Origin of the sequence: Citrobacter sp. wls708 (assembly GCF_005281255.1) — a bacterium.
GTDB classification, from domain to species: domain Bacteria; phylum Pseudomonadota; class Gammaproteobacteria; order Enterobacterales; family Enterobacteriaceae; genus Citrobacter; species Citrobacter werkmanii.
In genome coordinates this window covers 141,851-167,797 of record NZ_SZXE01000002.1, presented here as the reverse complement: position 1 = coordinate 167,797, position 25,947 = coordinate 141,851, and the positions used below count along the sequence as shown (strand labels likewise).

At 53.1% G+C, this 25,947-nt stretch carries 25 protein-coding genes; 13 read left to right on the top strand and 12 right to left on the bottom strand.

The genetic code is table 11. The features are described from left to right. Nucleotide 1: 1 nt before the first annotated feature. From FDW97_RS01380 to FDW97_RS01360, 5 genes are all read left to right on the top strand, one after another. Nucleotides 2–838, top strand: a complete 837-nt coding sequence (locus tag FDW97_RS01380; protein ID WP_038640077.1) for a ketose-bisphosphate aldolase — start codon at nt 2–4, stop codon at nt 836–838. Nucleotides 839–842: 4 nt separating this feature from the next. Next, nucleotides 843–1,790, top strand: a complete 948-nt coding sequence (locus FDW97_RS01375; RefSeq protein WP_137350552.1) for a carbohydrate kinase family protein — start codon at nt 843–845, stop codon at nt 1,788–1,790. A gap of 9 nt (nt 1,791–1,799) precedes the next feature. After that, nucleotides 1,800–2,783, top strand: a complete 984-nt coding sequence (locus FDW97_RS01370) for an aldo/keto reductase (protein ID WP_137347181.1) — start codon at nt 1,800–1,802, stop codon at nt 2,781–2,783. 135 nt (nt 2,784–2,918) lie between these two features. Then, entirely contained in the window at nt 2,919–3,677 is a 759-nt protein-coding gene (locus FDW97_RS01365; protein WP_032943120.1) for a DeoR/GlpR family DNA-binding transcription regulator, read from the top strand. Nucleotides 3,678–3,817: 140 nt separating this feature from the next. Continuing rightward, nucleotides 3,818–5,176 carry an MFS transporter gene (locus FDW97_RS01360; protein WP_137350551.1) on the top strand — a complete coding sequence of 453 codons (1,359 nt, stop codon included), beginning with the start codon at nt 3,818–3,820 and terminating at the stop codon, nt 5,174–5,176. A 37-nt stretch (nt 5,177–5,213) separates the two neighbouring features. Here FDW97_RS01360 and pncA read toward each other — a convergent pair whose 3' ends face one another. Continuing rightward, nucleotides 5,214–5,852, bottom strand: coding sequence for a bifunctional nicotinamidase/pyrazinamidase (gene pncA, locus FDW97_RS01355; protein ID WP_371414779.1), 639 nt, complete (start codon nt 5,850–5,852; stop codon nt 5,214–5,216). Between the two features lie 14 nt (nt 5,853–5,866). Next, on the bottom strand, nt 5,867–6,883 hold the full coding sequence (gene ansA / locus FDW97_RS01350; protein ID WP_038640081.1) for an asparaginase: 1,017 nt from the start codon (nt 6,881–6,883) through the stop codon (nt 5,867–5,869). 200 nt (nt 6,884–7,083) lie between these two features. On the opposite strand from ansA, the gene FDW97_RS01345 reads away from it, so the two are divergent. Together FDW97_RS01345 and FDW97_RS01340 are read left to right on the top strand one after the other, a co-directional pair. Then, complete coding sequence (locus FDW97_RS01345; RefSeq protein WP_226809221.1) at nt 7,084–8,019, top strand: DMT family transporter; 936 nt, start codon at nt 7,084–7,086, stop codon at nt 8,017–8,019. After that, nucleotides 8,016–9,107 (top strand): GlxA family transcriptional regulator, encoded by a 1,092-nt coding sequence (locus tag FDW97_RS01340; protein ID WP_038640083.1) that lies wholly within the window; start codon nt 8,016–8,018, stop codon nt 9,105–9,107. Before FDW97_RS01345 ends, FDW97_RS01340 begins: the two co-directional genes overlap by 4 nt. Here the strand turns inward: FDW97_RS01340 and sppA are convergent. Then, a complete protein-coding gene (gene sppA / locus FDW97_RS01335; RefSeq protein WP_121528952.1) occupies nt 9,104–10,960 on the bottom strand; it encodes a signal peptide peptidase SppA in 1,857 nt (618 codons plus the stop codon). The two genes, FDW97_RS01340 and sppA, sit on opposite strands and share 4 nt — an antisense overlap. A gap of 174 nt (nt 10,961–11,134) precedes the next feature. Between sppA and FDW97_RS01330 the strand changes: the two genes are divergently transcribed. The 3 genes from FDW97_RS01330 to topB all read left to right on the top strand — a co-directional run bounded on the left by FDW97_RS01330 (nt 11,135) and on the right by topB (nt 14,797). Further along, the gene (locus tag FDW97_RS01330; protein WP_038640085.1) at nt 11,135–11,686 is read left to right on the top strand and encodes an NAD(P)H nitroreductase; all 552 of its coding nucleotides are present in this window, start codon (nt 11,135–11,137) and stop codon (nt 11,684–11,686) included. Nucleotides 11,687–11,802: 116 nt separating this feature from the next. Then, entirely contained in the window at nt 11,803–12,846 is a 1,044-nt protein-coding gene (selD, locus tag FDW97_RS01325) for a selenide, water dikinase SelD (protein WP_038640086.1), read from the top strand. Between the two features lie 4 nt (nt 12,847–12,850). Beyond that, the gene (gene topB / locus FDW97_RS01320) at nt 12,851–14,797 is read left to right on the top strand and encodes a DNA topoisomerase III (RefSeq protein ID WP_038640087.1); all 1,947 of its coding nucleotides are present in this window, start codon (nt 12,851–12,853) and stop codon (nt 14,795–14,797) included. 89 nt (nt 14,798–14,886) lie between these two features. Here the strand turns inward: topB and gdhA are convergent, their stop codons facing one another. Beyond that, the gene (gene gdhA / locus FDW97_RS01315; RefSeq protein WP_038640089.1) at nt 14,887–16,230 is read right to left on the bottom strand and encodes an NADP-specific glutamate dehydrogenase; all 1,344 of its coding nucleotides are present in this window, start codon (nt 16,228–16,230) and stop codon (nt 14,887–14,889) included. A 252-nt stretch (nt 16,231–16,482) separates the two neighbouring features. On the opposite strand from gdhA, the gene FDW97_RS01310 reads away from it, so the two are divergent. Continuing rightward, the gene (locus FDW97_RS01310) at nt 16,483–16,743 is read left to right on the top strand and encodes a YnjH family protein (RefSeq protein WP_170973239.1); all 261 of its coding nucleotides are present in this window, start codon (nt 16,483–16,485) and stop codon (nt 16,741–16,743) included. On the opposite strand, the gene FDW97_RS01305 is transcribed toward FDW97_RS01310, so the two are convergent. Next, nucleotides 16,703–17,116: a pyrimidine (deoxy)nucleoside triphosphate diphosphatase gene (locus FDW97_RS01305; protein ID WP_162620741.1), complete on the bottom strand. Its 414-nt coding sequence runs from the start codon at nt 17,114–17,116 to the stop codon at nt 16,703–16,705. The two genes, FDW97_RS01310 and FDW97_RS01305, sit on opposite strands and share 41 nt — an antisense overlap. A gap of 79 nt (nt 17,117–17,195) precedes the next feature. Here FDW97_RS01305 and FDW97_RS01300 point away from each other — a divergent pair, with 79 nt between their 5' ends. Both FDW97_RS01300 and FDW97_RS01295 read left to right on the top strand, forming a co-directional pair. Beyond that, entirely contained in the window at nt 17,196–17,765 is a 570-nt protein-coding gene (locus tag FDW97_RS01300; protein WP_137350550.1) for a carboxymuconolactone decarboxylase family protein, read from the top strand. Beyond that, nucleotides 17,758–18,381 carry a CDP-alcohol phosphatidyltransferase family protein gene (locus FDW97_RS01295; protein ID WP_137350549.1) on the top strand — a complete coding sequence of 208 codons (624 nt, stop codon included), beginning with the start codon at nt 17,758–17,760 and terminating at the stop codon, nt 18,379–18,381. Before FDW97_RS01300 ends, FDW97_RS01295 begins: the two co-directional genes overlap by 8 nt. 44 nt (nt 18,382–18,425) lie before the next feature. On the opposite strand, the gene FDW97_RS01290 is transcribed toward FDW97_RS01295, so the two are convergent. The 7 genes from FDW97_RS01290 to xthA form a co-directional block, all read right to left on the bottom strand. Next, nucleotides 18,426–19,733, bottom strand: a complete 1,308-nt coding sequence (locus FDW97_RS01290) for a sulfurtransferase (protein WP_137350548.1) — start codon at nt 19,731–19,733, stop codon at nt 18,426–18,428. Between the two features lie 87 nt (nt 19,734–19,820). Beyond that, on the bottom strand, nt 19,821–20,453 hold the full coding sequence (locus FDW97_RS01285; RefSeq protein WP_085049508.1) for an ATP-binding cassette domain-containing protein: 633 nt from the start codon (nt 20,451–20,453) through the stop codon (nt 19,821–19,823). Then, a complete protein-coding gene (locus FDW97_RS01280; RefSeq protein WP_137350547.1) occupies nt 20,453–21,988 on the bottom strand; it encodes a thiamine ABC transporter permease in 1,536 nt (511 codons plus the stop codon). The genes FDW97_RS01285 and FDW97_RS01280 overlap by 1 nt, the downstream gene beginning before the upstream one ends. Next, nucleotides 21,961–23,130 carry an ABC transporter substrate-binding protein gene (locus tag FDW97_RS01275; RefSeq protein ID WP_137350546.1) on the bottom strand — a complete coding sequence of 390 codons (1,170 nt, stop codon included), beginning with the start codon at nt 23,128–23,130 and terminating at the stop codon, nt 21,961–21,963. The genes FDW97_RS01280 and FDW97_RS01275 overlap by 28 nt, the downstream gene beginning before the upstream one ends. 31 nt (nt 23,131–23,161) lie before the next feature. Then, nucleotides 23,162–23,872, bottom strand: coding sequence for a TVP38/TMEM64 family protein (locus tag FDW97_RS01270; protein WP_137350545.1), 711 nt, complete (start codon nt 23,870–23,872; stop codon nt 23,162–23,164). After that, complete coding sequence (locus FDW97_RS01265; protein WP_170973240.1) at nt 23,869–24,525, bottom strand: TVP38/TMEM64 family protein; 657 nt, start codon at nt 24,523–24,525, stop codon at nt 23,869–23,871. Before FDW97_RS01265 ends, FDW97_RS01270 begins: the two co-directional genes overlap by 4 nt. A 223-nt stretch (nt 24,526–24,748) precedes the next feature. Beyond that, nucleotides 24,749–25,555, bottom strand: coding sequence for an exodeoxyribonuclease III (gene xthA, locus FDW97_RS01260; RefSeq protein WP_137350544.1), 807 nt, complete (start codon nt 25,553–25,555; stop codon nt 24,749–24,751). Between the last annotated feature and the right edge of the window lie 392 nt (nt 25,556–25,947).

Here is a 25,947-nt window from a genome sequence, read left to right as displayed (position 1 = left end):
CATGCTGGCAGATATTAAATATTGGGAAAACGATGCTCAGAATAAACATTATGCGATTGCTCACTTTAACGTGTGGAATGCGGAAATGCTAATGGGGGTCATTGATGCGGCAGAAGAGGCTAAATCGCCGGTAATTATCTCTTTTGGCACCGGATTTGTGGGGAATACCTCGTTTGAAGATTTTTCGCACATGATGGTTTCGATGGCGAAAAAGGCCTCGGTACCGGTTATTACTCATTGGGATCACGGACGTAGCATGGAGATTATTCACAACGCCTGGGTTCATGGCATGAACTCTCTGATGCGCGATGCCTCCGCCTTTGATTTTGAAGAGAATATTCGTCTGACCAAAGAGGCTGTGGACTTCTTTCATCCGTTAGGCATTCCGGTCGAAGCGGAGCTGGGCCACGTGGGCAATGAGACGGTCTACGAAGAGGCGCTGGCGGGTTATCACTATACCGACCCGAGCCAGGCGGCGGAATTTGTCGAGCGTACCGGCTGTGACTCTCTGGCGGTGGCGATTGGCAACCAGCATGGCGTATATACCTCCGAGCCGAAACTTAATTTCGAGGTGGTTGAGCGCGTACGCCGAGCGGTTTCTGTTCCGCTGGTGCTGCACGGGGCATCCGGCATTAGCGATGCGGATATTAAAAAAGCCATCTCATTAGGCATCTCTAAAATCAATATTCATACCGAACTGTGTCAGGCGGCAATGGTGGCGGTGCAGGAGAACCAGAACCAGCCATTCCTGCATGTTGAACGTGAAGTTCGTAAAGCAGTAAAAGAGCGAGCGTTGGAAAAAATCAAACTGTTTGGCTCTGACGGTAAAGCGGAATGATAATATGGATAATATCGAGGTTATTTGTATAGGGGCGGCAATTGTTGATATCCCCTTACAGCCAGTGAGTAAAAATATCTTTGATGTAGATTCTTATCCGTTAGAACGTATTACGATGACCATCGGGGGCGACGCGATTAATGAAGCGACTATTATTTCTCGCCTTGGGCATCGTACTGCGTTAATTAGTCGGGTAGGGGAGGATGCGGCAGGTCATTTTATTCTCGACCACTGTCGTCGGGAGAACATTGATATTCAAAGTCTGAAACAGGATGCGGATATTGATACTTCTATTAACGTGGGTTTGGTTACGGCTGATGGCGAACGCACCTTCGTCACCAACCGCAATGGTAGCCTGTGGAAGCTGAATATAAACGATGTTGATTTTGACCGCTTCTCTCAGGTAAAGCTGCTGTCGCTGGCGAGTATTTTTAACAGCCCACTACTCGACGGCGAAGCATTAACGACGATCTTCACTCAGGCGAAAGCACATCGGTTAATTATTTGTGCCGATATGATTAAGCCACGACTTAATGAAACGCTGAACGATATTCGCCAGGCTTTGAGCTACGTAGACTATCTGTTTCCTAATTTTGAGGAAGCAAAACAGCTTACCGGCAAAGAGACGCTGGATGAAATTGCCGACAGTTTCCTGAGCTGTGGCGTAAAAACGGTAGTGATTAAGACCGGTAAAAGAGGCTGCTTTATCAAGCGTACCGATATGAAAATGGAGGTCCCGGCGGTTTCAGGAATTACCGCTATCGACACCATCGGCGCGGGAGATAATTTTGCCTCGGGATTTATCTCCGCGTTACTTGAAGGCAAGTCGCTGCGCGAGTGCGCACTGTTTGCTAACGCAACGGCAGCAATATCGGTACTGAGCGTGGGCGCCACAACGGGCGTAAAAAACAGAAAGCTGGTTGAACAACTTCTTGATGAATATGAAGGGTAATAACGGCAGATGAAAAAGATTCCTTTAGGCAGTACGGATATTATGCTTTCCCGCATGGGATTAGGGACATGGGCCATTGGTGGCGGTCCGGCATGGAACGGCGATCTCGATCTGCAGGTTTGTATCGATACCATTGTCGAGGCGCATCGCTGCGGTATTAATCTGATTGATACCGCTCCAGGCTACAACTTTGGTAATAGTGAAGTCATTGTTGGGCAGGCGCTGAAAAAGTTACCGCGTAAAGATATCGTGGTTGAAACTAAATGCGGCATTGTCTGGGAGCGGACAGGCAGCCTTTTTAACAAAGTGGGCGATCGCCAGTTGTATAAAAACCTCACGCCCGAGTCGATTCGTGAAGAAGTCGATGCCAGTTTGCAAAGGTTGGGTATAGAAAGCATTGATATCTATATGACCCACTGGCAATCGGTCGAACCCTGTTTTACACCGATTGCGGAAACCGTAGACACGCTGAACGCACTTAAGAAAGAAGGCAAGATTCGATCTATCGGTGCTGCCAACGTGGATGCAGGGCATATCAGGGAGTATCTCAAACACGGTGAGCTGGATATCGTGCAGGCTAAGTACAGCATCCTTGATCGCGGACTGGAAGCTGAATTGTTGCCGTTATGTCAGCAGCATGGCATCGTCGTGCAGGTTTATTCACCGCTCGAACAGGGTTTACTGACTGGAACAATCGCGCGGGATTATATTCCTGGCGGCGCACGGGCCAACAAAGTCTGGTTCCAACGGGAAAATATGCTGCGGGTGATTGATATGCTCGAGCAATGGCGGCCATTGTGTGAAAAATACCGTTGCACGATCCCCGCGCTGGCGTTGGCGTGGATTTTGAAGCAAAGCGATTTAATCACCTTACTGAGCGGGGCGACCGCGCCTGAACAGGTTCGCGAAAACGTCGAGGCGCTGACCGTTGCCCTGACTGATGGCGATTCATCATTGATGAGACAAATGGCAGAAGCGTTGGATATAAAATAATCCAGCTGGCAATGACCTCTGTTTCTGTGTAAAAGAGTACTAAATCTGTGATTCAGACATGTTCTTTTGAAAATAAACATAGCCTGTGAGATACTAGGGTCTTATTATTACTTTGCAGGAAACAGAGGTGTCATCGTGGCGGCAAAAGACAGGATTCAGGCCATTAAGCAAATGGTGGCTAATGATAAGAAAGTGGCGGTATCTAATTTAAGTTCCATCTTTCAGGTAACTGAGGAAACAATTCGCCGCGATCTCGAGAAGCTGGAAGATGAAGGTTTTTTGACCCGAACATATGGTGGTGCGGTACTTAATACCACCGCGTTGTCTGACAATATTCATTTTTATAAACGTGCAAAGTCTTTTTTTGAAGAGAAGCAGATCATTGCTCGTAATGCATTACCGTTTATTAAAAATAAGACCACAATGGCCGCTGACTCCAGCAGTACGGCGATGGAATTATTAAAGCTGTTGAAGGAAAGAAACGATCTGACGCTGCTAACCAACTCGGCTGAAGCATTTCATGAACTGGCGCAGTCAGAAATTAACGTCGTTTCTACTGGCGGCGAGCTGAATAAGAATACGTTGTCGTTGCAGGGAAGGATCACCAAGGAGATCATCAGTCGCTATCATGTTGATATTATGGTGATGAGCTGCAAAGGTCTGGATATGCAAAGTGGGGCGCTTGACTCTAACGAAGCAGAAGCGGAAATCAAAAAAACCATGATCCGCCAGGCGACTGAGGTGGCCCTGTTGGTTGATCACTCAAAGTTTGATCGTAAAGCTTTCGTCCAGCTCGTGGACTTTAGCCATATTAACTACCTTATAACCAATAAGGCACCGGGTGCAGAGTGGATTGCGTTTTGTAAAGAGAATAATATTCAACTCGTTTATTAATTTTAACGTTACTCGTGTCGATATTATTTTAGTTTGCACCTGGATAATGCCATAAAAATCTAATGATGATGGATGGCGCGGCAAAATTACTACTGCCGCGATCGCCATACTTTCTGTTTAGTTGAATTTGAGGCATCCAGATGGAACAATGTGACCCTATCGGTGCAAGATTAGATCGTTTACCCTTATCGCGATTTCATTTTCGTATTTTTGGCATTATAAGTTTTAGTTTATTAGTCACCGGTTTCCTCAGTTATTCCGGGAATGTGGTATTGGCAAAATTAGTCAGTACTGGTTGGTCTAACAATTATCTCAACGCAGCATTTACCTCGGCGCTGATGTTTGGCTATTTTGTCGGTTCGCTAACCGGGGGCTTTATTGGTGATTATCTCGGTCGACGCAAGGCATTCCGCATTAATTTGCTGATTGTTGGGGTCTCTGCTTGCGCGGCAACGTTTGTGCCCAACATGTACTGGCTTATTTTTTTCCGTTGCCTGATGGGGATCGGAATGGGCGCGCTGATTATGGTGGGCTATGCTTCGTTTACCGAATTTATTCCGCCTGCAGTACGTGGAAAGTGGTCTGCCCGCCTGTCATTTGTTGGTAACTGGTCGCCGATGCTGTCCGCGGCTGTTGGCGTCGTGGTTATTGCCTGGTTAAGCTGGCGGGTGATGTTTCTGCTCGGTGGCGCGACAATGCTGTTGGCCTGGTATCTGTCCGGAAAGTACTTTATCGAATCTCCCCGTTGGCTGGCTGGTAAGGGACAGAGAAGTGAAGCTGAAAAACACCTGATACTGGTGGAGTCGCAGATTGAGACAGAGAAAAATATCACCTTACCCTCCTGTCAGAGCCAGTGCCTGGCGGTGCACTCTGGCGTGGAAAGTGGTTCATTTTGGCTACTGTTCAAGGGGCCGATGTTGCGCTATACGCTGGTGGCGATCACTGTGCTTATCGCGATGAATATTTCGCTCTATACCATCACAGTATGGATCCCAACGATTTTTGTTAATTCGGGAATCGATGTGACGAAGTCTATCTTTATGACCGCGATAATTATGATTGGCGCGCCCGTTGGAATATTTATTGCCGCGATGATTATCGATCGTTTTCCACGGAGGCTGTTTGGTTCATTCTTACTCGTTATTATCGCGCTGCTCGGATATTTCTATTCGATTCAAACCGAAGAGTGGGCCATTTTGAGCTACGGGTTGGTGATGATCTTTTTTCTGTATATGTATGTTTGCTTTGCCTCTGCGGTATATGTCCCGGAGTTGTGGCCGACACATCTGAGATTGCGTGGTTCGGGTTTCGTGAATGCGGTGGGCAGGATTGTCGCGGTATTTACGCCTTATGGCGTCGCTATTCTGTTGACACGCTACGGCTCGACCACTGTCTTTATCGTGCTGGGCGTTATGCTGGTGCTCTGCGCACTGATTCTGTTGTGCTTTGGCATCGAAACACGCAAAGTTTCTCTGGAAGAGATTTCAACCCTGGCCTGAAATAACGTGCCGACAGGAGCGATCCTGTCGGCGTCGCTTACGGTTGGGTTTCCAGCCAGTCATCCAGCGTATACAACGTCGCACCCGCCGCCGCCATTTCCATAAAGGCGTTTGCACTGTCCTGGGGGTGAATATTGACGCCACGACAACCGTCGGTAATGACGCTGACGGCGTAACCCAGATCGAGCGCATCCAGAACGGTAAATTTTACGCAATAATCGGTCGCCAGCCCCATGATGATGAGCTCGGCAACGCGATGTTCGAGCAGCCATGCGTTCAGTGCGGTTGCCTGACGACGACCATTATCAAAAAACGCACTATAACTGTCGACCAGCGGGTTTTCGCCCTTAGTGAAGGTTTGCGCAATCGCACGCTGGTTCAGCAAAGGATGCAGGGCTGCCCCTTCGCTGTTTTGCACGCAATGGTCGGGCCAGAACGTCTGCGCCAGGCCGTCCAGTTGCCCCTGACTGTAAGGTTCAACCTGGTGCTGGCTGGCAAAACTACCATGATTAGCCGGATGCCAGTCCAGACTGGCAACGACGGTGTCGCCGCGTGGGGCGCACCAGTCGATCAGGCGGTTAGCAATATCGATGGTGCTGTCGCCTTGCGGGACGGCGAGGGCGCCGCCGGCACAAAAGTCATTCTGTAAATCGACCAACAGTAAGGCTCGGGCCATGGGCATTGACTCCTTTATTCGTCTGGCGTGAGCTCGCCACGCAGGTTTTGCGACATTGCTTGACGAATGCTCTGCGTGTCCAGCCCCTGACTCAGCAAATAGTGCAGTTTGGTGAGCGTTGCTTCGACCGTCATATCCGCACCGCCGATAACGCCAGCATGCGCCAGCGCGTTCCCCGTCGCGTAACCCCCCATGTTCACCTTGCCGGACATACACTGCGTAAGGTTAACCACCACGATGCCGCGTGAGCTGGCATCTTCAAGCTCTTGCAGAAACTCTTTATTTTGCGGCGCATTGCCCACGCCGTAAGAGCGTAAAATTAACGCTTTAACCGGCTGGCGCAAGAAGTTGCGTACCACATCGGCAGAAATCCCAGGATAAATAGTCACCACGCCAATCGGTTGTGGCGTGATAGGGTGAACAATCAGTTCGCCCGTCCCGTGTGGCGCAGGTGGTGTTCCCAGTCGACGGATATGGATACCCGCTTCCAGTAGAGGGGAAAGATTGGGTGAGGCAAAGGCGTCAAAACCATCGGCATGCGCTTTGGTGGTACGGTTGCCGCGAAACAGTCGGTTATTGAAGAACAGGGTCACTTCGTTTATCGGATAATTCGCTGCAACGTAGAGCGCATTCAGCAAATTAATTTGTCCGTCGGAGCGTAATTCTGCCAGTGGTATTTGTGACCCTGTCACAATCACCGGCTTGCCGAGATTCTCCAGCATGAAAGAGAGTGCCGAAGCGGTAAACGCCATGGTGTCGGTGCCGTGGAGAATGACAAAACCATCGTAATCGTCATAGTGCGATTTAATGTCTTCCGCAATATGCTGCCAGTCTTCCGGCGTCATATCGGAAGAATCCATCAGCGGATCGTATTCATGGATGGTGAAGTCTGGCATCTCAGGGCGGTGGAATTCAGGCATCAATGCCAGTTGGCGCTGAAGATGACCAGAAACGGGGATATAACCCTGTTCTGAGCGCTGCATACCAATGGTACCGCCGGTATAGGCAACGTAAATCGATTTCTTTTGCATGGGCGTCACAGATTAAGTTGTGCATGAACAGGCGCAGTATAAAGTCCCTCCTGAAAAAAGACAGCGCAAATGACGCATACCGGTTGTCTGATCAATATGTCATTTACGTTCAGTGCGTTGTCCCGATTATACAGTGTGGTTCTCCCCCCTCAGTCCTACAGTATCGACCTTCTTTTACGCGTACTTTTACGGATCGAGAAATGATCAGAAAGAGAATTGATAATGCCGCTATTTTGCTGATGGTGGTGATTTGCGGTGTCTGGGGTAGTCAACAGGTTGCGATTAAATCCGCGGCTGATGATATGTCGCCGTTTCTTCAGGTGGGGTTGCGTTCTGCAATCGCCGCGCTGCTGATTGGACTGCTTTTTCACCGCCGGGATAATATATTTGGCCGCCTGCGTGAGCGCAGTATTGCCAGAATGGGTACTATCGTTGGGCTGCTTTTTGCGCTTGAGTTCGTGTTGGTTTCTGTCGGAATAACGCTGACGACTGCCTCTCATATGGCGCTTTATCTGTACACCGCGCCGTTGTTTTCCGCTGTCGGGTTACATATTATTTTGCCTGAGGAACGCCTGAGCCGCCTGCAGTGGTGCGGGTTGGGCATCGCCTTTTTCGGGATTGCCGTCGCCGTGATGTGGGTTGCGCATGACGGGAATACGCAGTGGAGTCTGGCAGGCGATTTGTGCGGGCTGTTTGCGGGCATTGCCTGGGGAACGTCCAGCGTTGTGATTCGCTGCAGTCGTCTTGCTACCATTCCTTCATCGTGTACGTTGTTTTATCAACTCGCTATCACCGGTATTGTGTTATTGCTTATTGGTTTGATGCTGGGTGAAACGACGATACATATGACCTCGACATTGATGGCTAGTCTGACTTTCCAGACGCTGGTCGTCGCATTTTCAAGCTATCTAATCTGGTTTACTCTGCTGCGTAATTATCATGTTGCTTCGCTGGGAACGCTGGTTCTGATGACGCCTGCGATGGGGATTATCGCCGGTGTGATGTTTCTGGGAGAATCGCTACAGCCTGCGTTTATCGTAGGGGCGCTGTTGATACTGACAGGATTGCTTTGTGTGTCATTACCGTCCCGGGCAATTTTGCGCCATCGCCCGGGTTTAAACCGGAGCCTGAAGTGAAGAAAAACAACATTGCGTTGCCCCCAGGTGGAAAAGCGGATCGCGATATTATCACCGCCATTGATGCGAACCAGACAGCGATGCCCCTCAGGCCGCAATTAAATGTCGGGATTGTACTATGGCCTGAATTTCCTTTACTGGCACTGGCGGGGTTGACGGATGCGCTGCGTCACGCGGCGGATATGGGGGATGACAGCCAGAAGATCCGCTGTTCCTGGCGTCTGATGAGCGCTACGCCAGAACAGCCTGTTTTAAGCAGTTCGGGCATGGCGATGATGCCGGATAGCGCATTCGTTACCCCGGAGCAGTTCGATTATATCGTGGTGATCGGTGGGCTATTGCGCAGTATGGCAAAAGCGGACCCTGCCGCGCGGCGTTATCTGCATCTTGCCCATCAGCGGAATATCCCGCTGGTCGGTGTTTGTACGGGCAGCTTTGTTCTGGCGCAGGAGGGTTTTCTACAGGGATTAACTGCTGCGGTTCATCCCTGGCATCTGAACGATTTTAAGACGCAATTTCCTCTGTTGACCGCCCGAACCGGCGTCGATTTCCATGAAGAAAAGGGGATACTGACTTGCCCGGGCGGTATCTCAACGATCGGACTGGCGACGGAGCTTATTCGCCGACACTGTGGCCCCGACAGAGCGACAAAAGCCATTTTCCAGATGTCAGTGCCTAACCGAATAGACGGCACTTCCGTGGCGGTTTCCAGAGCGATAGGCTTTACGCATGTGAGCGATAGCCGCTTACGTAAGGCCGTATTTTTGATTGAGAAAGGGTTGGTTAAACCTATCTCCACCCAATGGCTTGCCGCAGAAGTCAATCTGAGTCCACGGCAGTTGACCCGGTTGTTTAATGCTGAGTTTTCTCAGTCGCCGGGGGAGTTTATCCGTAGCGCCCGATTGCGTTATGCCCATTGGCTACTGATAAATTCTGGAGAGAGCGTAACGGAGATTGCGCTGCGTCTGGGGTTTAGCGACTGCGCGCACTTTATTCGCATGTTTAGTCGGGAATTTGGCTGTACGCCTGGGGATTGTCGGAATACCCGAATCAATGCTGCCCCATCCGGGGCAGCATTTGACGGTTAACGAACGTTGGCGCAGGTCAGGCAAAACGCATAGCGGTTTTGCGGATCGTTAAACGCGGCCAGCTTATCGCTTTCAGCTTTTACCGTACTTGCCGCAGAAGCCAGCGGAGCCGGAAGCATTGCCTGAATGGCAGCGGGCAGCATGGCGCGAACCGAACCTGACATACTGTCCATGACCATATCCACGAATGTGGGTTCGTCCTGGTAATACTCAATGTGCCATTGTTTCAGTTTGGCCAGTTCAGCCGCTTTCGCGACGGCGTCGTCAAAATCCCCCAGACTGTCGACCAGACCGTTGGCTTTCGCATCCTGGCCGGTCCAGACGTGGCCCTGAGCGATTTTGTCAATCTGCTCTGGCGTTGTCTTACGTGCATTCGCGACCAGCGTGATAAAGCGCTTATAGCCGTTCTCGATGCTCAGTTGCATCATTTGCTGTACTTCAGGCGGTAACGCTTTAGTGATGGAAATGTCCGCCAGCGGGGAGGTGGCTACGCCGTCGGTATGTACGCCAATGGAATCCAGACTGTTTTCCACGGTGTTGATCACGCCAAAGATCCCGATTGAACCGGTCAGTGTGCTGGGGTTAGCCACAATGTAACTGGCTGGCGTGGAGATCCAGTAACCGCCTGATGCCGCCATACCGCCCATCGACACGACGACCGGTTTGCCCGCTGCTTTGGCCGCAGCCAGTTCAGCGCGGATCACTTCGGAGGCGCTTACGCTGCCGCCAGGACTGTTCACTCGCAGAACAATGGCTTTCACCTTCGGATCAAGACGCGCTTCGCGGATTTGTGCGGCAGTGGTGTCGCCGCCCACATTCCCTGGGGTTTCTTCACCGTCCATAATCGCGCCATTCGCGAAGATGACGCCAATGCTCTCTCCGGTATCCGCCGGGGTTTTCAGCGAATAATCGTAGTAGCTGACGGCGCGGAAGTTTTTATCCGCTTTGCTCCAGCCGAACTGTTTGGTCAGCATTTTTTCGACTTCAGCGCTGGAGGCGAGTGCATCCACCAGTTTGTTGTCGAGCGCGTATTTTGCGGTATCACCCTCGACTTTTGTCAAACCGTCCAGCATCGCTTGCGCGCCGGGGAACACCTGCTGGGCTGGGATCTGACGGTTTGCGGCTACCGTATCAAGATAGTTCTGCCACAGCTCGCCGATCCAGCGGCTATCGGCCTCGCGCGCGGCAGGGGACATATCATCGCGGATGAAGGGTTCTACCGCAGACTTATAGGTACCGACGCGGAACACGTGCGTTGAGACTTTCAGTTTATCCAGCAGGGACTTGTAGTACAGACCGTTAGTGGCAAAACCGTGCAGATCAACGGAACCCTGCGGAGAAAGGTAAATTTTGTTGGCAAAACTGGCGAGGTAATATTGCCCCTGGCTGAAGTTATCGCCCACGGCAAAGACCGGTTTGCCGCTGTCGCGGAATTCCCGCAGCGCTTTACCGATGTACTGCATGGACGGCTGGTCGGCCCCGGCAAAGTTTTTCAAATCCATCACGATGCCGGTGATGTTGCGGTCATCTTTCGCCTGGCGAATGGTATTCACGATATCAAACAGGGAGTTTTCCTGCAGTCGGTCGGAACTGGCGCCAAACAGTTGACGGCCAATGACGCTTAAGCGGCTGGTGCTCGAAGGTTTGTCGACAATCACGCCCGAGATATCCAACAGCAGCGCGCCACGTTCAGCATGTTCACTGGTGTTGCTGCTACTGACCTGCATCCAGATCCCCACGCCAACCAGCACCAAGAAGATAAAGAACAGGTTAAGCACAAATTCACGGACGAAATTGAGTAATCGCCATGTCCATTTAAAAAATCCGGCAATAAATCGCCACAGGGTTCGCATGTATTCTCCCTACCGATTAACAACACGCCACCCGGTTATCCCGAAAAAGGCGTTAAGATGTGGCTATCGTAATGACCCAACGGGCACTTGTCAGCAGGAATCACCGCCTGTGCTGTAACAAAATCCGCTCACGTGTTAATTTTGTGAATAAATCTCATTGTTGGAGTTAAACAAATGGATGCACTCGAATTACTCATCACCCGTCGTAGCGCTTCTCGTCTTGTCGAACCGGCACCGGCGGGAGAGCAACTGCAAAACATTCTGCGGGCGGGAATGCGCGCGCCAGACCACAAAACACTGCAACCGTGGCAGTTCTTTGTCATTGAGGGCGAAGGGCGCGAGCGCTTTAGCGCCGTGCTTGAAAAAGGCGCTATTGCCGCAGGCAGCGACGAGAAAGCTCAGGAAAAAGCGCGGACGGCGCCGTTTCGCGCCCCGCTGATCATTACCGTCGTCGCGAAATGTGAAGAAAACGACAAGGTTCCGCTGTGGGAACAGGAAATGTCTGCCGGTTGCGCGGTAATGGCCATGCAGATGGCCGCTGTTGCTCAGGGCTTTGGCGGTATCTGGCGTAGCGGCGCATTAACGGAAAGCGCGGAAGTTCGCGAAGCGTTTGATTGTCGTCCGCAGGATAAGATCGTCGGTTTTCTCTATCTGGGTACACCGCAGCTAAAAGCGTCCACGACCATTAGCCTGGCCGATCCGAGCGCTTTTGTTCGTTATTTCTGATATCAACGGCAAAACTGTCTGGATTATGAGCAAAGACACCTGAATTCAGACAGTCACTCTTACCACATCATGGAATGAGCGCTACCATATCCGAATTGCAATGACAGGAGATGTCCATGAGCGAGCAAGCTATTCGTTTAACGCAATACAGCCACGGAGCCGGTTGCGGTTGTAAAATTTCCCCTAAAGTGCTGGAAACCATCCTGCACAGCGAGCAGGCGAAGTTCGTTGATCCAAACTTACTCGTGGGTAATGAAACCCGCGATGACGCCGCTGTCTACGATTTGGGTAATGGCACCAGCGTTATCAGCACCACCGATTTCTTTATGCCGATTGTCGATAATCCGTTTGATTTTGGCCGTATTGCCGCCACCAACGCCATCAGCGATATTTTTGCTATGGGCGGCAAACCGATTATGGCAATTGCTATTCTGGGCTGGCCGCTGGATAAGCTGGCGCCGGAAATCGCCCGTGAAGTGACCGAAGGCGGACGCTTTGCCTGCCGTCAGGCGGGTATCGCGCTGGCGGGCGGTCACTCTATCGATGCCCCGGAGCCTATCTTCGGTCTTGCGGTTACCGGCGTTGTGCCGACTGAACGCGTGAAGAAAAACAGCACCGCCGAGGCGGGATGCAAGCTGTTCCTGACCAAACCTCTGGGCATTGGCGTCCTGACAACCGCAGAGAAAAAATCGCTGCTGAAGCCGGAGCACAAAGGGCTGGCGACGGAAGTGATGTGTCGGATGAACATTGCCGGTGCGGCATTTGCCGATATCGAGGGCGTGAAAGCCATGACCGACGTTACCGGTTTTGGTCTGCTGGGACATCTGAGCGAGATGTGTCAGGGCGCAGGCATTCAGGCGCAGATTGTCTACCAGGATATTCCTAAGCTTCCTGGCGTTGAAGAGTACATCGCGCAGGGCGCGGTGCCGGGCGGTACCCAGCGTAACTTTGCCAGCTACGGACACCTGATGGGTGAAATGCCGCAGCCGGTTCGCGACCTGCTCTGCGATCCGCAAACTTCCGGTGGTTTGCTGCTGGCGGTAACGCCGGAAGCGGAAGCCGAAGTGAAAGCGGCAGCGGCGCAGTTTGGTATCGATCTCACTGCGATTGGTGAGTTAGTGGAAGCTCGTGGCGGTCGCGCCATGGTTGAGATCCGTTAACTCGATGCGGTTGTTTATTGCCGAAAAACCGAGTCTGGCGCGCGCTATCGCCGATGTGCTGCCAAAGCCGCATCGCAAAGGTGACGGCTTTATTGAATGCGGAAACGGACAAGTGGTGACCTGGTGTATTGGTCACCTGCTTGAACAGGCGCAGCCAGACGCCTACGACAGCCGTTATGCGCGCTGGAGTTTGGTCGATCTGCCGATTGTCCCGGAAAAGTGGCAACTGCAGCCGCGTCCTTCGGTGACCAAACAGCTCAACGTTATCAAGCGCTTTTTGCATGAAGCCAGCGAAGTTATTCACGCAGGAGACCCCGATCGTGAAGGACAACTGCTGGTGGATGAAGTGCTGGATTACCTGCAACTGGCTCCCGAAAAGCGCCAGCAGGTGCAACGTTGTCTGATCAACGACCTCAACCCGCAGGCTGTCGAACGGGCTATTGAGCGTCTGCGGGCCAACAGTGAGTTCATCCCGCTGTGCGTGTCGGCCCTGGCGCGGGCGCGGGCAGACTGGCTGTACGGCATCAATATGACCCGTGCTTACACCATTCTTGGGCGAAACGCAGGCTATCAGGGTGTGCTCTCGGTCGGGCGCGTACAGACGCCGGTGCTCGGCCTGGTTGTGCGTCGCGATGAAGAGATTGAAAACTTCGTCGCCAAAGATTTCTTTGAAGTGAAAGCGCATATCGTGACGCCCGCCGATGAGCGGTTTACCGCTATCTGGCAGCCCAGCGAAGCATGTGAGCCGTATCAGGACGAAGAAGGGCGCTTGCTGAATCGTACGCTGGCCGAACACGTGGTGAACCGTATTAGCGGGCAGCCGGCGCTCGTTACCAGCTATAACGATAAACGGGAATCAGAATCCGCGCCGCTGCCGTTTTCGCTGTCGGCGTTGCAGATTGAAGCGGCGAAACGCTTTGGTTTGAGCGCGCAGAACGTTCTGGATATCTGCCAGAAACTGTATGAAACCCATAAATTGATTACCTATCCGCGTTCGGATAGCCGTTATCTGCCGGAAGAACATTTTGCCGGACGTCATGCGGTAATGAACGCAATTAGCGTTCATGCGCCGGATCTGCTTCCGCAACCCGCGGTGGATCCCGATACGCGAAACCGCTGCTGGGACGATAAAAAGGTGGATGCCCACCACGCCATCATTCCTACCGCGCGCAGTTCGTCCATCAACCTGAATGACAACGAAGCGAAAATTTACAACCTGATTGCGCGCCAGTATCTGATGCAGTTTTGTGCGGATGCGGTATTCCGCAAGTGCGTTATTGAGCTGGATATTGCCAAAGGCAAGTTTGTCGCCAAAGCGCGTTTTCTGGCGGAGGCCGGATGGCGCACGCTGCTTGGCAATAAGGAGCGCGATGAAGATAACGACGGGACGCCGTTGCCGGTGGTGGCTAAAGACGATGAATTGCTGTGCGAAAAAGGCGAAGTGGTTGAACGTCAGACTCAGCCGCCACGCCATTTTACCGATGCGACGTTGCTGTCAGCGATGACCGGGATTGCGCGCTTTGTGCAGGATAAAGATCTGAAAAAGATCCTGCGCGCCACGGATGGATTAGGTACGGAAGCGACGCGCGCCGGGATTATCGAGCTGCTGTTTAAACGCGGATTCCTGGTGAAAAAAGGGCGCTATATCCATTCGACCGATGCCGGAAAAGCGTTGTTTCACTCTCTGCCGGAAATGGCGACGCGTCCGGATATGACCGCGCACTGGGAATCTATTCTGACCCAAATCAGCGAAAAACAGTGTCGTTATCAGGATTTCATGCAGCCGCTGGTGGGAACGCTGTATCAGCTTATCGATCAGGCGCGCAGTACGCCGGTACGGCGCTTCCGGGGAATTGTCGCGCCGGGTGGCAGTGGTGGCGATAAGAAAAAGAGCGCGCCGCGTAAACGCCCGGCGAAAAAAAGCCCGCCATCCGAAGAGGCAGGCGTGTAAGTCTGTAGGCCTGATAAGCGTAGCGCCATCAGGCTTTGCCGGATGCGGCACCCGTGCCTTATCCGGCCTACGGTTCTACAGAGACAATATTAAATCACACCCTGGCCCAGCATCGCGTCGGCAACCTTCACGAAGCCCGCGATATTGGCGCCACGTACGTAGTTGGTTTGTTTGCTTTCGCCGCCGTATTCAACGCAGGCATGGTGAATATCCAGCATGATGTGGTGCAGGCGCGCGTCCACTTTCTCCGCTTTCCAGCCCAGACGTGCGGCGTTTTGCGCCATTTCCAGACCGGAGGTCGCTACGCCACCGGCGTTGGCGGCTTTACCCGGCGCGAACAGAACGCCCGCTTCGAGGAACAGGTCGGTGGCTTCGATGGTGGTCGGCATGTTGGCCCCTTCGGCGACAGCTTTCACGCCGTTGGCGATCAGTACGCGCGCCGCGTCGACATCAAGTTCGTTCTGGGTGGCGCACGGCAGGGCGATATCGACCGGAACCGACCACGGCTGCTTGCCTTCGAGATAGGTCAGGCCAAACTCCCGGGCGTAATCCGCCACGCGACCGTCACGGCTGTCTTTGATCGCGCACAGACGCGCCAGTTTTTCTTTGGTAAATCCACTTTCGTCGACCACTGTGCCGCTGGAGTCGGAAGCGGTCACCACCCGGGCGCCAAATTCCATGGCTTTCTCAATGGCGAATTGTGCAACGTTACCGGAGCCAGAGACCGCCACGCGCATGCCTTCAAAGCTGAGGCCATGACGTTTAAGCATCGCTTCGGTGAAGTACACCAGGCCATAGCCGGTCGCTTCCGGGCGGATCAGGCTGCCGCCGAAAGAGAGACCTTTACCGGTAAAGACGCAGGCGCTGTTGTTGGACAGTTTTTTCATCATCCCGGCCATAAAGCCGACTTCACGACCACCCACGCCGATATCGCCCGCCGGAACGTCGGTATCGGGACCTAAATGGCGGAACAGCTCGGTCATCAGCGCCTGGCAGAAACGCATCACTTCACCTTCGCTTTTACCTTTCGGGTCGAAGTCACTCCCGCCTTTACCCCCGCCCATCGGCAGCGTGGTGAGGGCATTTTTAAAGGTCTGCTCGAAACCGAGGAATTTCAGGATCGACAGGTTTACGGAAGGGTGGAAACGCATACCGCCTTTGTATGGGCCAATGGCGGAGCTAAACTGCACGCGCCACGCACGGTTAACCTGCACCTGATTACGATCGTCGAGCCAGACTACGCGGAACTGGATCACGCGCTCCGGCTCAACCAGACGCTCCAGCAGCGACATCTGGCGATAACGTGGGTTTTGCTCAAGGAAGGGCCACAGCGTCGTCATCACTTCACGAACGGCTTGCGCGAACTCGGTTTGGTTTGGGTCGCGCTTTTGTACATGGTTAAGAAACGACTCCAGAGAACATGTCTGATCCATAGATATAAAAACCTCTTATGTATTGATATGGTTATATTTTTGATATTTGTGTTAAGTGTTTTGCAGTTTTTGACTATACCACCAGCAGCGTGACGGGACGCAAGAAAAAATTAACCCCGCTAAGTAAATTAATATCGCGGCGTGGGTCATAACCAAAAACGATGACGGGCGGGACTAAAGTTTCTGCCGATTTATACCGTTATACTGAGCATAACTGTCAGTCACAAAGGAAAGAATATGCGCCGTTTAATCATGGCAGGAGCGTTGGTACTGGTGTCCAGCGCGACGCTGGCAAATCAGCTTTATCGCCCGGATGTGCAGGTGAATGTGCCGCCGGAAGTGTTCAGTTCCAGCGGGCAGCGAGCGCAGCCTTGTAGTCAGTGCTGTATTTATCAGGATCAAAACTATTCCGAAGGGGCGGTGATCAAAGCGGATGGTGTGCTGCTTCAGTGCCAACGCGATGATAAAACGATCAGCACGAATCCGCTGGTCTGGCGGCGCGTAAAAGAATAAAGGCTTCTAACAGCGGGATATCGGCAGGCGCCAGCGGATAACGCCGCGCCTCTTCGGGTGAACACCAGACCATATCCTGGTGTTCATACGCATTCAGTTCTCCCTGAAAAGACGGTACATGCCAGGCATGTAAATGAATCAGCCGGCCTGAAACCTCACGTTGATGGCTGGCGATATAGCGCCCAACGACTGCGTCGATGCCTAATTCTTCACGCAGTTCACGCACCAGAGCCTGAGACTGACTTTCGCCCGACTCAACTTTACCGCCAGCAAATTCCCACATGCCTGGCTGATCCGCATCCGGCGAACGCTGAGCCAGTAAAATTTTGCCATCACGTTCAATGATCGCGGCGACCACGTCGAGGGTTTTCATCATATTCATCAAGATCTAACAGCAGAAAATGACATACTATATTTATCTTTGAGTTATCTAAAGTATTCAGGAGTCATCGTTGAACGATCCTCACTCGTGGGTAAGTCCGTTAACGCGTATTCCCTCCAGTTTGCAACCGCTCGTCGCGACGCAGAAAAAACATTATGGCGATGTGCTGCATCCCACGCGCTGGTGGGGGCGGATGCCGTTTCTGTTCTGGCTGGTGGCGCTGTTTGTCGGGTTTCTGGAGCGTAAAAAGGCGCGCTTAACGCCGGTGATGCGCGCATTGTTAATGACCCGCGTTTCTCAGGTATGTCATTGCGCCTTCTGTGTTGATGCCAACAGCTTACGGCTGGCGGAATGCTGTGGCGCGCTGGATAAAGTCTTGCAGGTCGCCAACTGGCAAGAATCAGCGTTGTTTAATGCAGAAGAGCGCATAGCGCTGGCCTATGCGGATGCGGTGACCGCCACGCCACCGCAGGTTGACGATGCGCTGAAAACGCAAATGAAGCAGCATTTTACCGATGACGTCATTACTGAAATGACCGCGCTGATTGCGTTTCAAAATCTCTCGGCGCGTTTTAATGCCGCCCTCGATATTCCTTCGCAAGGATTGTGCGACAGTTTTAAAGGACGCCCACATGCTTGACCGTCATCTTCATCCACGGTTAAAACCGCTGTTGCATCGCTGTGTGGGCATTATTGATAAACCTGCGATTACCCCGGATGGTCTGACGCTGGTCGGTTTTGCTATTGGCGTATTGGCCCTGCCATTTCTGGCGTTAGGCTGGTATCTGGCGGCGCTGGTGGTCATTGTGCTTAATCGCTTGTTTGACGGACTGGACGGGGCGCTGGCGCGGCGCAGAGGGCTAACCGACGCGGGAGGATTTCTCGATATCTCACTCGATTTTCTGTTTTACGCCCTGGTACCGTTTGGTTTTATTCTTGCCGCACCTGCGCAGAATGCACTGGCTGGGGGCTGGCTGTTATTTGCGTTTATTGGCACTGGCAGCAGCTTCCTCGCCTTCGCGGCCCTGGCAGCGAAACACGATATTGATAACCCAGGCTACGCGCATAAATCGTTTTATTATCTGGGGGGGCTAACTGAAGGCACTGAGACTATTTTGCTGTTTGTTTTGGGCTGTTTGTTCCCGGAATCTTTTGCCGTGCTGGCGTGGGTCTTTGGCGCGCTGTGCTGGATGACGACGTTCACTCGGATCTGGAGCGGATATGTGACGCTGAAAGCGGTTCAGCGTCAGGCGTAACGTCTTGTGTTGCCGGATGCGCTTATCCGGCAAGGGTGACCATATTACTTGCTGCTGTCCGGACCCCGTTCACCGCTGGCGACCGGGTTTTTCGGATTGCTGCTCCACTCATACCAGCCACCGTCGTAAACAGAGACGTTTTTCCAGCCCATCGCGCGGGCATACATAAACGTTTCTGAAGCACGCCAGCCGGTGCCGCAGTAGAAAGAAACCTGCTGGTCTGGCGTGATATTCCACTGTTTCCACATGGCGGCGATATCATCCGCGCTGCGCATGGTGCCGTCCGGGTTATGAAAATCTTCCATATGCGTGGAATCACTCCCCGCGTGGCCCCAGCGTGCGCCTGCGATCTCACCTTTTGGCTTGATGTAGCTATAGCCGCTGGTGGTACCAATAAACTCAGGCCACGAGCGGATGCTGACCAGCGACGCATCCTGGCGATGCAGCAGGCCGCGAGCCTGTTCCGTATTCAGCATCAGTTGTGGTTGGGCAGGGATAGCAACGCCAAAATCAGGAGCCGCTTTCACCGTCGGCGGCGTTCCGCGTTCCACCGGTAAACCTGAATCTGACCAGGTTTGCCACCCGCCGTCGAGCAGACGCACATCTTTCACGCCTGCATACAACATGATTTGCGCCACGCGCGCGGCGGCATAGACATCACGACCGTATAAAATCACCGTGGTGTCGTGGCGAATACCATGTTTTGCCAGCATGGCTTTGAGTTGCGCGTCGGAAACTTTATTCCACAGTGGTTCGCTCTCGACTTCGTTGGTATCAATGTATCCTGCACCGGGAATATGACTGAGCAGATACAGCTTCGGCGCGCCCCAGGCGGCTTCAATCACTTTCCAGTCACCCGAAGGTTTGGCGGTCACTTCTTTTCCCTGCTGCAGGTCGTGCAGCCACTGCGGGTAAACCAGTTGTTCGAAGTGCGGCAGACGTTGCAGGCGGCCAGGATCCGCAAGGGCGTCGCTGAGGGTTGAAATATGGCTAAAACCGACTTTCTGCAGGCGGGATTTAACGGCCTGCATCTCGCTATCGCTACCATACAACGCCACCGGCGTATCGGTTTTTAGCTGATGCGCCTTCACCCACGCATTGAGTTGTTCATCATTCATTTTGTCGAGCCAGGCGGCAGACAGATTCAGTGCGGAGGGTTCGTGTCCGGAAGGACCATTGAGCGATTGTGGCCAGCCGTTGTAAAAAGCGCTCTGACGGGTATCGATCGCCGCGCCTTGCTTTTGCTGTAACTGGTTGAGGGTGAGCGTCTGTGCTGTTTCAGCAGCCCAGGAAGAAGCGCAAGCGAGCCCTAAAGCCAGTGCCAGCGCGGTCATTTGAGAAACACGTTTCATCGAATAGCCCGACGTTGAAAAAAGAAGACGACATTCTGTGCCGCCGGTTAAGTAAAAACCTTGCGTTAACGCAGCATATCGCCACATTCACGCCCAGTTTTCCATCTGTAATACACGGCCTGCTGACGGGACATCCTGCGCGTCATGCGTAACTTGTACCACCGGAATATTCAGCTTGCGCACCTCGGTAAAGACCCACTGGCGAAAGGTATCGCGTAGCGACGCATCCAGTCTGCTAAAGGGTTCATCGAGCAGTAGCGCTTGAGGCTGAGCCAGCAGGGCGCGCAGCAGGGCGACACGCGATCGTTGGCCGCCGGAGAGCGAGGCCGGATCGCGATGATAAAATCCAGCCAGGTCCGCGCGCGTAAGGGCGTTTTCAACAGTATGGCGTCTGGCGGATCCTTGCAGGCTGGCGGGTAAGGCTAGCAGTAAATTCTGCCCAACGCTGAAATGGTCAAACAACAACGCATCCTGGAACAGAATGCCAATCTGGCGCTGCGCGGTGGGCAGCGTGTCTATACGTCGTTCGTTGAGCCACAGTTCGCCTGAAGCCTGAAACTGAGGAGACAATGCGCCGACCATCCACGAAAAAAGCGAAGACTTACCGCTACCGGAAGGTCCCATAATAGTGACAATGTCACTTTTGCTAACCTGGAAGTTCACATCTTTCAGTAGCGTTGTCGCGCCCCGGTACACTGAAAGGCTTTGAACGATGAGCATTAACGGAGTCCTTGTCGAAAGCGGCCAAGCCACGCGGCGAAAAGCGCCGCCAGTACGAAAACGAATAGCGGTAACAGAAGCTGCCATAGCGCCTGTGTCGCTAAAACAGCCGTGCTGCCGCCGCTGCTTAATGCCACCGCCTCGGTGGTCAGGGTGGGATAGCGTCCGGCCCCTAACCATAGCGTTGGCATATATTGGGCAATACTGACCGAGAAGCCAACCGCGAAGGCGACCAGTGCCGGGCGTAACAGCAGCGGGCATTTTACCCGCCAAAATATGCGACCTCGTGTCCAGCCCAGCGTTTGTGCAATCAAAATCAATCGTGGGTCAATGCGTTGCCACGCCGGTTTGAGCACAAACAGCATCCACGGCATCACCCACAGCAGGTGGCCCCAGATGATGGTCGTCATCAGCCCATCTTGTCCGGTATATAACGCCAACAGATACTGTCCGGTGACCAGCGGCAGCGCGGGCAGGATAATGGGCAGCCAGACCCAACGGTGTCCGGTTTGCGGTCCCCATTCCAGCCACGCAAAGAGCATCAGTAACCCCAGCACGCTGGAGATGAGCCCCAGTTGCAGACTATTGCTGAGCGCCTCACTGTTGAGCGATGAAGAGTTGGCGGAAAGCGCCAGCACCAGGGTGCATACTACTCCGCTGATGAGCAAAAGTTGTACCAGCGGCTGTGCGATTGTTGTGGACGTAAAACGCAGGCGTATTCCGTTTACTGCCGGAATTGTGCGCTGCCAGCCACGCCAGAACAGATAGCCCACCAGCGCGAAGATAAATAGCAGCAACACCAGCAGCAGGCTGGCGAGTGCGCCTTTGGCCTGTTGTTCGGCATCGCCCTGGCTGAGCCATTGCCAGCTAAGCACAGCAAGCGTGGGCGGATTGCCGGGGCCAAGGACGATGGCCACATCCACAACGGAGAGTGACCAGGCCACGACGGCCAGCATGGCTTTGCCTAACGCAGGGGCGATGGAGGGCAGAACCAGCCAGTTCAGGCATTGCAAACGGCTGTAACCCAGCGAATCCAGGACGATAACCTGCTGTGAAAGTTGTTTTTCACTCAACAGGGCTGAGAGGATCCACAACAAAAAGGCGCTCTCTTTCACCGCCAGCGTGATGCCAAGCCCAACTCCATAGCGGTCCGGTTGCGCGTTGAGAAAGGGCAGCCACTGCCAAAGCATACCGCCTTCGGCAAAAATCAACAGCATGCTGGTCGCGAATGCGACGTGCGGGATCGCCAGCAGCAAGGGCAGGCGCGTGCACAATCGCGCCCAGCCAGCGCCAGGCCACAAAAAGAGGATCGCCAACAGCGTAATGGTCAGGGCACCCAGAGCCGCGAGGCTTACGGAAACCAGCGTTGCCAGCAACGCCTGCCAGAGTTGAGGATCGTCAAAGAGCGCCAGCCAGTGCGTGGTGCGAAGCGCTGGGGCTAGCAGAGAGAACGTTGCTGGCACCAGCGGCAGATAAACTGCCGTCATGATGCCCCACAGCAACAGAATTAATGCGTACCGTAGCGGCGTAGCCATTCTTGTTCCAGTGCATTTATCCAGGCAGCATGTGGTTCTGGCAGTACGGCAGGGAGTCCTTGCGGGGTATACGCCAGCAGTGCGTTACGCTGTTGGTTGGGCAGTTTTTGCGGATCAAGCACCGAAGGGTCTCCCCAGATAGCAGGGTCAGCTTTACGCAACTGCGCTTCGGGAGAAAGCAGGAAGTTTGCCACGACTTTTGCTCCGGCGCTGGCGCGAGCATTTGCCGGAATAGTGACAAAATGCACGTTGCCGATCATGCCCTGTGAGAAACCAAAACTATAGCTGGTTTTAGGCAATTCGCCGCTGGCCATTTTTTGCTGCGCGTGGGCTGGGTTAAAGGTCAATGATAAGCGCAACGTACCGGTATTCAGCAACGCATCCATCCGCGCAGGCGTGGGAGGAAAATCTTTGCCTTCACGCCATAGTGAAGGGTGTAGAGCGTCAAGATAATGCCATAACGGAGCGGTAACGTTGGCGAATGTGGCTGCATCGGGCGCAACTTTCAATGCTTGCGGTTCCGTGGTGAGCATAATCAGCAACTGCTCGAGAAAAGCCGTTCCGGTAAAGTCTGGCGGGCGCGGGTAGGTAACTGTGCCAGGGTGTGCCTGCGCAAATTCAAGCAACGCCTGCGGGGATTGCGGCGGCTGGGCGGTGAGATCGCGCCGGGCAATGAAGGTTAGCTGTGCGCCGCCCCATGGCGATTCTGCCCCTTCCGTGGGGATGGCAAAGTCTTCACTGACCGGTTTCCGGGTATCAACATAGCGCCAGTTAGGTAACGCCTGCGCCCACTGGGTTTGCAGCAGACCCGCTTCTTTTAATGTGCGGAAGTTTTCACCGTTTACCCATAATAAGTCGACAGATCCGCCGGTTGTTCGCCCGGACGCCGCCTCGGTCTGGATGCGTTTAACGGCGTCGGCGGCATCCGCCAGCCGCACAATTTTCAGGTTAATGGCATAGTGCGTTTTCATCTCGCCGCTAACCCAGTCGAGATACTGATTAACGGCGTTATCGCCACCCCAGGCGTTGAACCATACCGTCTGACCGCGGGCGTCATTTTTGATTTGCTGCCAGCTGGCGTCCTGGGAAAAAGCCGCCAGCGGGCAGAGCAGCAAACTTAGGCACAATAAGCAGTAACGCATAATATCTCCATTGCTAAAAATGGCGTATGTCTCAGGTTTTCTTCCGTTGACGCTCAAGGTAAAGGCTTCTTGCTCCTGCAATCACCACGCTCAGGGCAAACAGGATGAACAGGCCGGTAACAAACCAAAATGTACCGCCGGTTAACAGGCTACCGGCCCACGAATAGACAATCGTGGCGGGTAACTGACCGAAGCCGGTGGCGAGGAGAAAGTGGCGAAAACGAATCGAGGTCAGGCCCGCGGCATAGCTTACCGGGTCGAAGGGCACAAAAGGTAACAGGCGACAGATGAGAATAGTGTGCTTGCCATAACGTTCGAAAAAAGCGTCCATGTTGTTCAGCACCGTTTTCCCGGTCAGCTTTTCCACCGCACTGCGACCCAAAACGCGGGCAATAAAAAAACACAGCGCTGCGCCGACCATCGCGCTGCTCCAGGACAGTACACCGCCCCAAAACGCGCCAAACAGCGAGGCATTGGCAAACGTAATCACAAAGGCGGGAAGCGGCGCGACGATGGCCTGTAAGATCATCAGGAAGAACGATACAACCGCAGCCTGGGTCCCATACGAACGAATGAAGTTCTCGAGCGCGTGTTGATCCAGCGTAGTAAACGCCGCCAGGCTGCCCCGGAGAAAATCACTGACGCCAGGTATCCACGCCCATGCCATCAGCGCGAGCAGCAGCACAACTATCAATCCTGCCCGGTAATAGTGGGTTAATCGCGCTTTGTTCAGCTTTGTCATTTACCTGCACACTCGTGGCTGGACGACGGATCGATATGTTTATATCTGGCCCAGGCTTTTGCCGCCTGAATAAGAATGAATAACGCCAGGCCCGCAACGCTGAGTTTGCCGATAAATGCCAGAGTCATGCCTTCGCTGGCCAGTTCGTGCGACATCAGCGTATAGATAAAGATGCCGGGCAAGGTGGTTACCGCAGATATCACCGTAAATGACCAGAACGGAATCGCCGTCAGTCCATAGGCGTAATTTTGAATATTATAGGGGAACAATGGTACGAGTCGGGTCAGGATCAGAAAGTCCAATCCGCTATGGGCAATGCCTTTCTCGATTGCCTGAAAAGTCGCCGTGTGCCCAACGTATTTCAGCAGTAGTTCCCGACCAAGCCAGCGAGCCAGCAAAAACGACAGCGCCGAGGCGACGGTTGCCGCCACTAACGAGACAAGCGTCCCTGCCACAGGGCCAAACAGCACACCGCCGACGATCACCAGAATACTGCCGGGGATCAGACACAGCGCAGCGATGATAAACAGCAAGATGTAAAGCGTATAGCCGAACATACCGCTTTGGCGGATGACGTTTTGTAAATGATGGAAATTGGTTATCAGGTCGGTCAGGCCGAAATAATGGAAAACTCCCGCCAGAACGCAGAACAGGACTGTGACAATCAGCAGTCGATATTCTGCGTTATGCGAACTTCTTTTTCATGGGGGTTCTCCTGTAAAACCGAGTGTAATGCAGCGTTTTCGTCAGCGAAAAGTGCGCGCGAAGATATAATAAATTCCCGGACACAACAATGTATTACCGTCGATTTATTGATTTTACACAGAATAAACAGACTCTCCAGGCGAGGCCCGGAGAGTGACAAATCGCAGGAGGTCAGACGCGGAATTTTGCCCATACCGGCGCATGATCGGACGGTTTTTCCATGCTGCGGATCTCATAGTCGATGCCGGTTTCTTCGCAGCGCTCCGCCAGTGGGTTGCTCGCTAACAGCAGATCGATACGCAGGCCACGGTTATCATCAAAGCCTTTGGAGCGGTAATCAAACCACGAGAACTGGTCATTTTTTTCAGGATAAGCATGACGATAGGTATCCACCAGGCCCCAGCCCAGCAGGCGCTCCATCCACTCACGCTCTTCCGGCAGGAAGGAACATTTACCGGTACGCAGCCAGCGTTTACGGTTTTCCTCGCCAATGCCGATATCGAGATCGGTTGGGCTGATGTTCATATCGCCCATGATCAAGACCGGATTGTCGTGTTTCAGTTCAGTCTCCAGATAGTTTTGTAGATTCTGGTAAAACGCGGCCTTGGCCGGAAATTTGGTTTCGTGGTCACGGCTTTCGCCCTGCGGGAAATAGCCGTTGATCACGGTAATGCTGCCCAGAGGAGAGGGAATTTCCGCCATGATGATACGACGCTGCGCTTCTTCGCCATCGTCCGGGAAGCCACGACGCACTGCGATTGGCGTTTCTTTCGTTAGCAGCGCCACGCCGTAATGACCTTTCTGACCATGATAAAAGACGTTGTAACCCAGCTTTGCTACCTCTTCGAGAGGGAACATGTCGTCGTGGACTTTTGTCTCCTGTAAGCCAATCACATCCGGTTGGTGTTTTTCGACAATGGCTGCCAGTTGATGAGGACGGGCACGCAGGCCGTTGATATTAAAAGAGACAAATTTCATAGTCGCTGCCGTTTTGCAAGATGAATAGTGCAAGGATGGTAGCAGAATTTCCGCTGGCTGACTGCTTCTTGTCACCTGATTCCAACAATGATTGCCAATGGTGTTAACGATGGAGCAAAAACTGCACCGTTTTGGCGCGAAGCGCGTCAGAACAGAGCAATAATTTCCGATAAATTTCGTATACGATCACAATTCCAGAATTATATTTGGCAACTGAATAAAACTGCGGTTTTTCCTCTATTTAGTCGCCTGATGCGCAAACATATTCACTTTATATGCACATTAAGTGAATATCGCCACGTTGTAACCTATTGATATTCCGTCACCGACCTTTGTTTATGCACTTTTTTTGCTGGCTGGCACGAACCCTGCAATCTACATTTACACCGCAA

Coding starts and splice junctions, on each gene's coding strand:
- FDW97_RS01305 (WP_162620741.1), bottom strand. CDS start 17,116: ATGAAAACCCTCGACGTGGTCGCCGCGATCATTGAACGTGATGGCAAA.
- FDW97_RS01280 (WP_137350547.1), bottom strand. CDS start 21,988: ATGGCTACGCCGCTACGGTACGCATTAATTCTGTTGCTGTGGGGCATC.
- FDW97_RS01295 (WP_137350549.1), top strand. CDS start 17,758: ATGCTTGACCGTCATCTTCATCCACGGTTAAAACCGCTGTTGCATCGC.
- xthA (WP_137350544.1), bottom strand. CDS start 25,555: ATGAAATTTGTCTCTTTTAATATCAACGGCCTGCGTGCCCGTCCTCAT.
- FDW97_RS01285 (WP_085049508.1), bottom strand. CDS start 20,453: ATGCTCATCGTTCAAAGCCTTTCAGTGTACCGGGGCGCGACAACGCTA.
- FDW97_RS01360 (WP_137350551.1), top strand. CDS start 3,818: ATGGAACAATGTGACCCTATCGGTGCAAGATTAGATCGTTTACCCTTA.
- FDW97_RS01275 (WP_137350546.1), bottom strand. CDS start 23,130: ATGCGTTACTGCTTATTGTGCCTAAGTTTGCTGCTCTGCCCGCTGGCG.
- FDW97_RS01290 (WP_137350548.1), bottom strand. CDS start 19,733: ATGAAACGTGTTTCTCAAATGACCGCGCTGGCACTGGCTTTAGGGCTC.
- selD (WP_038640086.1), top strand. CDS start 11,803: ATGAGCGAGCAAGCTATTCGTTTAACGCAATACAGCCACGGAGCCGGT.
- FDW97_RS01370 (WP_137347181.1), top strand. CDS start 1,800: ATGAAAAAGATTCCTTTAGGCAGTACGGATATTATGCTTTCCCGCATG.
- pncA (WP_371414779.1), bottom strand. CDS start 5,852: ATGGCCCGAGCCTTACTGTTGGTCGATTTACAGAATGACTTTTGTGCC.
- FDW97_RS01380 (WP_038640077.1), top strand. CDS start 2: ATGCTGGCAGATATTAAATATTGGGAAAACGATGCTCAGAATAAACAT.
- FDW97_RS01310 (WP_170973239.1), top strand. CDS start 16,483: ATGGCAGGAGCGTTGGTACTGGTGTCCAGCGCGACGCTGGCAAATCAG.
- FDW97_RS01330 (WP_038640085.1), top strand. CDS start 11,135: ATGGATGCACTCGAATTACTCATCACCCGTCGTAGCGCTTCTCGTCTT.
- FDW97_RS01270 (WP_137350545.1), bottom strand. CDS start 23,872: ATGACAAAGCTGAACAAAGCGCGATTAACCCACTATTACCGGGCAGGA.
- gdhA (WP_038640089.1), bottom strand. CDS start 16,230: ATGGATCAGACATGTTCTCTGGAGTCGTTTCTTAACCATGTACAAAAG.
- FDW97_RS01345 (WP_226809221.1), top strand. CDS start 7,084: ATGATCAGAAAGAGAATTGATAATGCCGCTATTTTGCTGATGGTGGTG.
- ansA (WP_038640081.1), bottom strand. CDS start 6,883: ATGCAAAAGAAATCGATTTACGTTGCCTATACCGGCGGTACCATTGGT.
- topB (WP_038640087.1), top strand. CDS start 12,851: ATGCGGTTGTTTATTGCCGAAAAACCGAGTCTGGCGCGCGCTATCGCC.
- FDW97_RS01375 (WP_137350552.1), top strand. CDS start 843: ATGGATAATATCGAGGTTATTTGTATAGGGGCGGCAATTGTTGATATC.
- sppA (WP_121528952.1), bottom strand. CDS start 10,960: ATGCGAACCCTGTGGCGATTTATTGCCGGATTTTTTAAATGGACATGG.